The following is an 8723-nucleotide window of genomic DNA, read 5'->3' on the forward strand; positions in this document are numbered from 1 at the left end:
GGGAACTCCTCGGCCGGCCCGGGTGCGGTGATGCACCCGGACAACCGGCCCGCAGTGGACAAACAGGCGAAACGCCAACGCATGCGCACGGCGGCAGAGCGCCGCGTGCGTTGGTCAAGAAGCGCAGCGCGTGCTGCGCGGGTCAACCCGCGGTGTCCGGCGGCCCGCGCGGGCCGGGCAGGAGGGCGTGCATGGTGCCGGGCAGCTGCGCCGGGTCGGTTCGCGCGAACCCGGGCGCGCGCGCCGCCGCGGCGGCGGGCGGCATCGGCGGGCACGGCGCCGCGGCCGCGCCATGGTGCAGGGCACAGCCCAGCAGGCAGCACAGGTCGTGCGTGCAGGCGGGCTGATCCGGCGCGGCGGGCTCCTGCGCCGCGCCATGGGCTTGCGAGCACAGGTCCGCCGCCCACGGCGGGGCGTCCTGGTGCGCTGCCGCAAGCGCCGGCGGCGGTGCAAAGGCAGTGGCCAGAACGTAGAGCAGCCACGCGCAGGCGCAGACGGTGGCTACCCACCTGCGCCTGGTTGCACCGCCATGCATTGCTGCCCTCACCGTGTCTCCGTTTTCTATCTGGCCGCGGAGCCTCGGTGTCCGCGTCCCGGCGGGCGTTTTGCCCTGCCGAGCGCGATTGTCGTGCGAAAACGCGGGCTACGGCGCCGGCGCCGCTTTGCCCTGGCCCTTATCATCGCCGGCCATGCTGCATTACCTGACCATTCCCGTCACCGCCTTCCAGCAGAACTGCTCGCTCGTCTGGTGCGACCAGACGATGGAGGCGGCCGTCATCGACCCCGGCGGCGACCTGGAGCGCATCGAGAGCGCGGCGCGGCGCCTGGGCGTCTCGCTCAAGGCCATCTGGCTGACCCACGCGCACATCGACCATGCCGGCGGCACCGGCGAGCTGGCCCAGCGGCTGCATCTGCCCATCATCGGCCCGCAGGAGGGCGACCAGTTCTGGATCGACGGCCTGCCGCAGCAAAGCGCCATGTTCGGCTTTCCCCCGGCGCTGGCGTTCACGCCCACGCGCTGGCTGCACGACGGCGACCAGGTCAGCATCGGCCGCGAGACGCTGGACGTGCGCCACTGCCCGGGCCACACGCCGGGCCACGTGGTGTTCCACGCGCCGCAGATCAAGCGCTGCTTCGTCGGCGACGTGCTGTTCGCCGGCAGCATCGGCCGCACCGACTTTCCCCAGGGCAACCACCAGCAGTTGATCGACAGCATCACCCAGCGCCTGTGGCCCATGGGCGACGACACGGTGTTCATCCCCGGCCACGGGCCGGAGAGCACCTTCGGGCGCGAGCGCGAGACCAACCCCTTCGTCGGCGGCACCTGAGCCCCGGGCCGGGCGCTGGCCGGCCCGCGTTCAGAACCGCGCGCCCAGCGCCGCGTAGAACGAGCGCCCCGGTTCGTTGTACGTGGCCGCGCCGGCGCCGTAGATGGTGCGCGGGTTGTTCACCCCCACGGCATTGCCCTTGCGGTACAGGCGCTTGTCGAACAGGTTGTCGATGCCGGCGGTGAGCGTGACGTCCTTGGTGAAGCTGTAGCGCGCGCCCACGCCGACCAGCGCGTAGGGCGAGAGGCTTTGCGTCTCCTCGCCCGTCAGCGCCAGGCCCTGGTAGTCGAGCTTGTTGGGCTTTTGCCTGCCATACCAGGTGACCGAGCCCAGCAGTTGCAGCGCTGCGGTGGCGCGCCACTCGACACGCGAATTGACCGTGTACCTGGGAATGATGGACAACTGCTCGCCCGTGGCCTTGTTCTTGCTCTGCACCATGTAGGTGAGGTTGTTGCTCCACTTCAGCGCCGGCGACAGCTTGATGTTGAACGAGCCCTCCACGCCCGAGACCACCGCCTTGGGCACGTTGGTCCAGGTGAAGATGTCGGCGTTGGCATAGCTGCCGTTGCTGCCGCCGACGGCGTTGCCCACCGGCGCGGTGCCCGCCTCGATCTTGTTGCGGTAGTCGTTGTGGAACAGGGTCAGGCCCGCCAGCAGCCGGTCGTCGGCGTATTCCACGCCCAGCTCCTTGTTGATGCTGGTCTCGGCCTTCAGGCCGGCGTTGCCCTGCAGGTAGCAGGAGCCGCCAGCGCCCCAGCAGCCGATGCCGCGGCTGTACAGCAGGTAGTTGGGGTTGAGCTGGTAGAGGTTGGGCGCCTTGTAGGCCCGGGCCACGCCGGCCTTGAGCGTGATGCGGTCGTCCAGGTAGTGCGACAGGTTCAGCGACGGGCTCCAGTTGGTGCCCACTGTGCTGTGCCGATCCACGCGCAGGCCGGGGGTCAGCAGCGTGGAGGGCGTGACCTCGATGTTGTCCTCTACGAACAACGAAGCGATGCGCGCGGAGATTTTGCTGGAGCGGCCCGCGCCGGTGATGCCCGGCACGCTGCCCGCCTCGGTCGTGGTCTGGGTGACCGAGTTGGCGTCGTCGAGCCTTTGATCCACCCATTCGCCGCCCACGGTCATGACGTGGGCGAGGCTGCCCCACTTGCCGCGTGCGCTGGCCTCGGCGTGCGCCGTGAGGATGGACAGCCGTGCGGTGCTGTAGTGGTCGCTGGAGAACAGCCCCTCGGTGCCGCCTGCCAGGCCCTCGTCCATGCGGCGGTTGCGCGTGCGCTCGTACTGCAGGTAGGCGTTGGAGCTGCCGAAATCGTACTGCCCCTTGTGCGTGAGGGCATAGGTGGAGCGCGTCATGCGGTTGGTCTCCGAGCCCAGCGCATCCCACACGCGCTGCGACGTGGCAACCAGGTCGCCAGCGGCGTTGACCGTGAAGTTGTTGGTGTTCTGCGTATCGCCGGCGTAGATGTTGCCCTGGCGCGCGTACGCGGCATCGAAGTCGATGGTGTGCCCCGCCGCGGGCTTGAGCGTCAGCCGCGCCGACAGGTCGCGGTTGCGCACGCCCTCGCGCCCGGCCGGGAAGGTGCCGGCATAGATGCCGGTGCGGGTCGAGGCGTGGCCGGCGTTGATGTCCCAGGCGTCGGCGTCGGTCTTGGCAATGTTGCCACTCAGGCGAAAACCCAGCTGCCCGGACAGCGGCCCCGCCAGCGAGAAGCTGGTGCGCTGCGCCGCGCCGTCGCGCGAATCCTCGGGCAGGCTGTAGTACAGCGTGGCGCTGCCGCCGAGCTTGTCCGGTATGCCCTTGGTGATGATGTTGACCACGCCGCCGGCGGCGCCATTGCCGTAGCGCGCGGCGGCCGGGCCGCGCAGCACCTCGATCTGGTCGATCGCGTCGGGCGGCACCCAGTTCATGTCGCCGCGCGTGTCGCGCTCGCCGCGCCAGCCATAGCGCACCGCGCTGCGGCTGTTGACGGGCTTGCCATCGACCAGGATCAGCGTGTTCTCCGGCCCCATGCCGCGCAGGTCGATCTGGCGGTTGTTGCCGCGCTGGCCGCTGGAGGAATTGCTGGTGAAGTTGACCCCAGGCTGCTCGCGCAGCACCTGCGCCAGGTCGTTGGTCGGCTGCGCGTCCAGATCCTCGCGCGTCACGGTGGACACGCCCGGCGCCTGCTTCCACGCGTTCTCGGCCGTGCCCAGCACCTCCACCACGGGCAGCGTGGCGGCCTGGCCGTCCGGCGCCGGTGCCGCTACCTGCGCCTGCACCCCACCCTGCATGCACAGCAGCGCGGCGGCGACCGCCACGGTCTGCAATCGCCACGACGGGCGCTCTGCCTTGATTGCCATAGGACTCTCTTTAAAGCGAATGATTTTCATTAACGAATGTAAAGATTGTTCCATCCCGCCCCCCGCCCGGGGTTTGCGCGGGCAACAAAGATGTTTGCGCCAGGCTCGCGCTACACCCGTGCCCGCGCCCACTTGGGCGCCAGGCCGAAGCGGCGCCGGTATGCGGTGGCAAAGTTGGCCGCGCTGGTGTAGCCGGCCACCAGCGCGGCCTGGCCGACGGTGACGCCGTCGCGCTCCAGCGCCTGGCGCGCGCGCTGCAGGCGGCATTCGCGCAGGTGCGCGAACACCGTCGTGCCATAGACCGCGCGGAACTGGCGCTGCAAGGTGTTGGGGTTCACGCCCGCGTGGCGCGCAATGGCGTCCAGCGACAGCGCATCAGCCTGGCCCGATGCCAGGAAGTCGTGCAGCGCGCGCAGGCGCTGGTGCTCATGCGGGCGCAGCTGGGGCGACGCGGGGTGGACGGGCGCGCACAGGCACAGGCTGCCCAGCGCCTCGCCCACCAGCTCCAGCGCGCGGCTCTCCAGGTACATGCGCTGCAGCAGCGGCACCAGCGGCGGCGGGCGCACGACCTGCTCGGCCAGGGCCGCCGCGCGCGGCGACGGCTGCCAGCGCCGCGTGGCCAGGTGGTGGCGCATGAAATGCGCCAGCTCGGGCGTGGCGCCCCCCTCGCCCTCTGCCTGGGCCAGCCAGTCGCCGCCCAGACCCAGGGTGACGCGGCGCGAATACACACCCCGGCGCGCGCGGCGCGTGAAGCACTCGGGCTCGGCCAGCGCCACCAGCGCGGCGCTGGCGCCGGCACTGCGCTGCGACAACGCCACGCGCACCGTGCCATAGGACAGATCCACCACGCCTTCGAGCAGCACGACGATGCGCAGCCCCGCGCCGACCTCGGCCTGCACCGTCATGTCGCGGCGCTCGCGCCCGTCCTCGCAGCGCAGATGCAGGCCCGGGCGCAGCGCATGCAGGCACGCCAGGTGCCGGTGCAGCGCCTGCTCGGCGGGCGCAGGCCTGGGGTGGGCCGATGCGGAGGATACGGACGACGGGGACATGCAAACGCGGCGCGCGGGCGCAAACATCTTGTTGCTGCGGCAAATGGCGCCACAGAAAATCCGTGCGATGCTAGCCACTGCAAATAATTAATGCAAATCACTCTCAGTTCAAATTTGATTTGCGACAAACCAGCATTCCATGACCTCTCTCTCGCACCTTGCGCGCCACGGCCCTGCCATGCCCGCGGCCCGAACCCGGGTACGCCAGCGGCGGTGCTGGTGGGGCTGAGCTACGCGGGCGATCAGGTGCTCGACCAGGTCGCCCGCAGGTCGCGCGCGCCGGGCCTGGATCTGCGCTTTGCCACGCTGGCCGGCGCCGACCACGGCAGCAGCATGGCGCCCGCCACGCAGCGGGCGCTGGCATGGGCGCTGCACCAGGCGCCCGCATGACCACTCCCTTTTTGCTCTGAAGATGGCCCGCACCTGACACCATCAGTGGCAATGCGCCGAACTGCGCTATGGCCCGGCCGCGTGCAAGCGTGCGTCGTACTGCCAGCGGCGCAGCTTGACGGCCACCAGCCTGGCAGCGTCCGGGTGCCTGGGGTTGATGAGCAGATTGCCCTCTTCGGGAACGATCACCGAGGGCACCTGGTACAGCAGGCCGTCGTTGGACTTGAGCCAGGCGTCGCCCGCATCCAGCGACACCTTGCCGGCCGGCAGTGCATCCCAGCCCACGGCCAGCGTGGCATGCGTGTCCCGCTTGCGGGCGTCCCACAACGCCTGCGGCACGTCGATGCGCACCAGGTAGCGGTTGAGCGGCAAGTCCTGCAGCCCCAGGTGCACCACGGTCTCCAGCACCGCCAGGGCAATGCTGGACGCGCAGTACACGACGGGATGGTCGGGGCGGTTCCAGCGCCCGCCGGTAATGGCCGCGCCCTTGCCGCCGAGATCGTCGGCGGTGTCGCTGGCCGTGTCGACGCCGATGCGCCACAGCGCCACCGTCATGCGTAGGCGCCGCTTTGCGCGCGCGCGAGCAGCTGCGACACCAGGGCCTGGCCCTCGGCCGTATCCATGAACTCGGCGGGCCGGTGCCCGCCCAGCGCGGGAACGCTCTGCTCCAGCCAGCCGGCCACCCAGGCGGCGGCATCAAACCCTTCGGCGGCCCCAGATTCACGCACCATGGCCTGCGCCTGGCCGATCAGCCGCGTCATGCCGAGCACGCGCGACGACTCATCAGGCCCCAGCAGCGTGCTCTGCGCCACCTTGCGCTGAATGGTCGCGCGCGGCAGGCCCAGCGTGCTCATCAGGCGCTCCTTGGGCACGCGCATGCGCTCGGCCAGCTGGTACACCAGAGACGACGGCAGGCCGTCCTTGACGGTCTTGATCAGCACGATCTGCTCGGCCTCGAAAGCGTCGAGAAAAAACCCCTCCGCCCTGGCCTGCGGGCGCGCTCGCGCAGAAAACGCCAGCTTGGGCCACGCCGCATGCTGGCGGCCAGGGCGGTGCGCACCGGCGTGGGCGCCGCGCTCGGCGGCGGAAGTGGACTGCTTGGCAATGGCGGGCGACGGCTTCATGGCGTTACTCCTTTGATGCTTTATTTTGCATCAAATGAGTCAATTCCGGTTTCCCACTCCCGGCACGCCTTGCCGGTGGCGCTTATCGCCAGCCACTCACCTCGACTCGGCAAATGCCCGGTCAGCGCCCCAGCTCTTTGGCGCTGACCCCGGCAATGCCCCAGTTCTCCTTGGGCACGTCGTGAATCCAGACGCGCACGTTGGCCACGGGCGCGCCGACGGCTTCGACCAGGGCCTGGGTGACTTTTTCGATCACGGCTTTCTTCTGCTCCTCAGTGCGGCCTTCGAGCATGTAGATCTGGGCAAAAGGCATGGTGGTTCTCCAATCGTCGTAAGAGGTGCAGGGATCAATCGGCCCGAATGCCCAGGCGCTGGATCAGCGCACCCCAACGCTGGTTTTCGCTGTGGATGAAGTCGGCAAACTGCTGCGGCGTCTGCACACGGATGTCACCGCTGAAACTGTCGAACGCCGCCCGCGCCCCGGCCGTGGCGCTGCCTGCGGCCCAGGCGCGCTGCAGGCGGTCGACGACGTCGGCCGGCGTTGCCTTGGGCGCGACCAGGCCAAACCAGGTCTCGACGGCAAAACCGGGGTAGCCGGACTCGGCCACCGTCGGCACGTCGGGCAGCGCACGCGAGCGCTGCGGCGAGGTGACGGCGATCGCGCGCAGCTTGCCTTCCTGGATGTGCTGCAGCGTAGTGACCAGCGAGCTTTCCATGCTCATCGGAATGGTGCCAGACAGCAGGTCGGGGACGATCTGGCTCGACCCCTTGTAGGGCACGTGGGTCAGCTTGATGCCGGCCACCGATTGCAGGTATTCCGCCGCCAGATGGTTGCTGGTGCCCACGCCCGAGGTGGCGTAGCTGAGCTCGCCCGGGTGCGCCTTGGCGTAGGCAACCATGCCCTGCAGGTCGGCGAACGGCACGCCCGGGTGCACGACCAGCGCGCAGGGCGTGGTGCCCACCAGCGAGATGGGCGCCAGGTCTTTGTCCACGTCGAACGGCGTGCTGCTGCGCAGATAGGGCGACAGCGCCAGGCTGCTGATGGCAGTCAGCCCGATGGTGTAGCCGTCGGGGCGGGCCTTGGCCACCGCGTCGGTGCCGATGTTGCCCCCCGCGCCGGCCTTGTTCTCGACGACGAAGCTCTGCCCCAACTGCTCACCCATGACCTTGGCCGCGGTGCGGCCCATCTGGTCGGTGGGGCCGCCCGGCGGAAACGGCACGATCAGCCGCACCGGCCGGCTGAGGTAGGCGGACTGCGCCCAGGCCTGGCCGGGCAATGCGGCGCCCAGCGCAGCGCTTGTGCCGGCGGCGATGAATTGGCGTCGTTGCATGCTTGTCTCCTGTGTTCGATGGTGATGGACGCGGGCCGCGCCCGCAAAGCACAGCCGCCCCGCCCCATGGCCGGTGGCCATGGGGTGAAAGTGAAATAAACGGCAGATTGCCGCGCCGCTCTGCCCCACGATGGAGCAAAGCGGCGCCGGCGTTCAGGCGAAGATCAGCGACACGCTGCCCATGTCCTGCACGCGCAGCGTCACGTTGTCGCCGGCCTGCACGGACACGGCCTCGGTCGCGCCACCCGACAGAATCAGGCTGCCGGCCGGAATCTCCTGGCCACGGCGGCCCAGGTGGTTGGCCAGCGCGGCAATGGCCGCGGCCGGATGGCCCAGCACGGCGGCGCCCGCTCCAAGAGCGACGGGCTGGCCGTTCTTCTCCAGCACCAGGCCGACGGTGCGCAGGTCCACGTCCTGCACGCGCAGCGGCTGTCCGCCGACGACGAAGCGCGAGGCCGAGGTGTTGTCGGCCACCACGCTCTTCAGGTCGAATTTGAAGTCGCGGTAGCGGCTGTCGATGACCTCGATGCCGGGCATCACGAAGTCGGTGGCGGCCAGCACGCTGCCGATGTGGCAGCCCGGGCCCTTGAGCGCGGTCTTGAGCACGAAGGCGATCTCGGGCTCGACCTTGGGGTGGATCAGCTCGCCGGTCTTGACCGTCGCGCCTTCGGCAACGACGAACTCGTCCACGAGAAAGCCGAACACCGGGTCGGTCACGCCCATCTGCTGCATCTTGGCGTGCGAGGTGAGGCCTGCCTTCAGGCCCACCACACGCGCGCCGCGCGCGAGCTTGCGCTGCAGGATGGCATCCTGGATGGCGTAGGCGTCATCCCAGTCCATGTCGGGGTGGTCGTTGGTGATCTTGGGCGTGTCACGCGCCTCAAGCTGGCAGGTCTCCAGGTGCTCGGCCAGTTGAGCGATGGTTTGCGGGTTCAGTGCCATGTGTCGTTCCTCCTCAAGCCACCTTCAGCCCACGCGCACGCGCCAGCGTCAGCGCCGTGTCCTCGATCATGTCTTCCTGCCCGCCCACGCAGCCGCGGCGGCCCATCTCCACCAGGATCTCGCGCGCGGGCACGCCGTATTTCTTCTCCGCGCGCTTGGCAAACAGCAGGAAGCTGCCGTACACGCCCGCGTAGCCCAGCGTCAGCGCGTCGCGGTCGATGC

At 69.6% G+C, this 8723-nt stretch carries 10 protein-coding genes and 1 pseudogene; 2 read left to right on the plus strand and 9 right to left on the minus strand.

All coding sequences use genetic code 11. From position 1 onward, the window contains the following. Positions 1 to 142 precede the first annotated feature (142 nt). Positions 143 to 535 carry a hypothetical protein gene (locus tag ABD767_RS12165; protein ID WP_344869720.1) on the minus strand — a complete coding sequence of 131 codons (393 nt, stop codon included), beginning with the start codon at positions 533 to 535 and terminating at the stop codon, positions 143 to 145. Between the two features lie 154 nt (positions 536 to 689). Here ABD767_RS12165 and ABD767_RS12170 point away from each other — a divergent pair, with 154 nt between their 5' ends. Next, a complete protein-coding gene (locus tag ABD767_RS12170) occupies positions 690 to 1328 on the plus strand; it encodes an MBL fold metallo-hydrolase (protein WP_103046413.1) in 639 nt (212 codons plus the stop codon). Positions 1329 to 1358: 30 nt separating this feature from the next. Here ABD767_RS12170 and ABD767_RS12175 read toward each other — a convergent pair whose 3' ends face one another. Continuing rightward, positions 1359 to 3665 carry a TonB-dependent siderophore receptor gene (locus tag ABD767_RS12175; RefSeq protein ID WP_344869721.1) on the minus strand — a complete coding sequence of 769 codons (2307 nt, stop codon included), beginning with the start codon at positions 3663 to 3665 and terminating at the stop codon, positions 1359 to 1361. A 110-nt stretch (positions 3666 to 3775) separates the two neighbouring features. After that, positions 3776 to 4714: a helix-turn-helix transcriptional regulator gene (locus ABD767_RS12180; protein ID WP_344869722.1), complete on the minus strand. Its 939-nt coding sequence runs from the start codon at positions 4712 to 4714 to the stop codon at positions 3776 to 3778. Positions 4715 to 4933: 219 nt separating this feature from the next. Between ABD767_RS12180 and ABD767_RS12185 the strand changes: the two genes are divergently transcribed. Then, positions 4934 to 5104, plus strand: coding sequence for a hypothetical protein (locus tag ABD767_RS12185; protein ID WP_344869723.1), 171 nt, complete (start codon positions 4934 to 4936; stop codon positions 5102 to 5104). A 66-nt stretch (positions 5105 to 5170) separates the two neighbouring features. On the opposite strand, the gene ABD767_RS12190 is transcribed toward ABD767_RS12185, so the two are convergent. The 6 genes and pseudogenes from ABD767_RS12190 to ABD767_RS12215 all read right to left on the minus strand — a co-directional run. After that, complete coding sequence (locus tag ABD767_RS12190; protein ID WP_344869725.1) at positions 5171 to 5659, minus strand: RES family NAD+ phosphorylase; 489 nt, start codon at positions 5657 to 5659, stop codon at positions 5171 to 5173. Then, positions 5656 to 6228 (minus strand): type II RES/Xre toxin-antitoxin system antitoxin, encoded by a 573-nt coding sequence (parS, locus tag ABD767_RS12195; protein ID WP_344869726.1) that lies wholly within the window; start codon positions 6226 to 6228, stop codon positions 5656 to 5658. Before parS ends, ABD767_RS12190 begins: the two co-directional genes overlap by 4 nt. Positions 6229 to 6349: 121 nt before the next feature. Then, positions 6350 to 6541, minus strand: a complete 192-nt coding sequence (gene aphI, locus ABD767_RS12200) for a 2-hydroxymuconate tautomerase AphI (RefSeq protein ID WP_103046409.1) — start codon at positions 6539 to 6541, stop codon at positions 6350 to 6352. 34 nt (positions 6542 to 6575) lie between these two features. Continuing rightward, positions 6576 to 7559: a Bug family tripartite tricarboxylate transporter substrate binding protein gene (locus tag ABD767_RS12205; protein ID WP_344869727.1), complete on the minus strand. Its 984-nt coding sequence runs from the start codon at positions 7557 to 7559 to the stop codon at positions 6576 to 6578. Between the two features lie 153 nt (positions 7560 to 7712). After that, positions 7713 to 8501 carry a 2-oxo-3-hexenedioate decarboxylase gene (dmpH, locus tag ABD767_RS12210; RefSeq protein WP_103046407.1) on the minus strand — a complete coding sequence of 263 codons (789 nt, stop codon included), beginning with the start codon at positions 8499 to 8501 and terminating at the stop codon, positions 7713 to 7715. Between the two features lie 13 nt (positions 8502 to 8514). Next, positions 8515 to 8723 (minus strand): annotated as a pseudogene (locus tag ABD767_RS12215) (4-hydroxy-2-oxovalerate aldolase); the annotation flags it as partial.

Source organism: Comamonas faecalis (assembly GCF_039538025.1).
Taxonomy (GTDB): Bacteria; Pseudomonadota; Gammaproteobacteria; order Burkholderiales; family Burkholderiaceae_C; genus Comamonas_C; species Comamonas_C faecalis.

Excerpts from the sequence above, each read along its gene's own strand:
- ABD767_RS12165 (WP_344869720.1), bottom strand. The coding sequence starts at position 535 with ATGCATGGCGGTGCAACCAGGCGCAGGTGGGTAGCCACCGTCTGCGCC.
- ABD767_RS12170 (WP_103046413.1), top strand. The coding sequence starts at position 690 with ATGCTGCATTACCTGACCATTCCCGTCACCGCCTTCCAGCAGAACTGC.
- ABD767_RS12175 (WP_344869721.1), bottom strand. The coding sequence starts at position 3,665 with ATGGCAATCAAGGCAGAGCGCCCGTCGTGGCGATTGCAGACCGTGGCG.
- ABD767_RS12180 (WP_344869722.1), bottom strand. The coding sequence starts at position 4,714 with ATGTCCCCGTCGTCCGTATCCTCCGCATCGGCCCACCCCAGGCCTGCG.
- ABD767_RS12190 (WP_344869725.1), bottom strand. The coding sequence starts at position 5,659 with ATGACGGTGGCGCTGTGGCGCATCGGCGTCGACACGGCCAGCGACACC.
- parS (WP_344869726.1), bottom strand. The coding sequence starts at position 6,228 with ATGAAGCCGTCGCCCGCCATTGCCAAGCAGTCCACTTCCGCCGCCGAG.
- aphI (WP_103046409.1), bottom strand. The coding sequence starts at position 6,541 with ATGCCTTTTGCCCAGATCTACATGCTCGAAGGCCGCACTGAGGAGCAG.
- ABD767_RS12205 (WP_344869727.1), bottom strand. The coding sequence starts at position 7,559 with ATGCAACGACGCCAATTCATCGCCGCCGGCACAAGCGCTGCGCTGGGC.
- dmpH (WP_103046407.1), bottom strand. The coding sequence starts at position 8,501 with ATGGCACTGAACCCGCAAACCATCGCTCAACTGGCCGAGCACCTGGAG.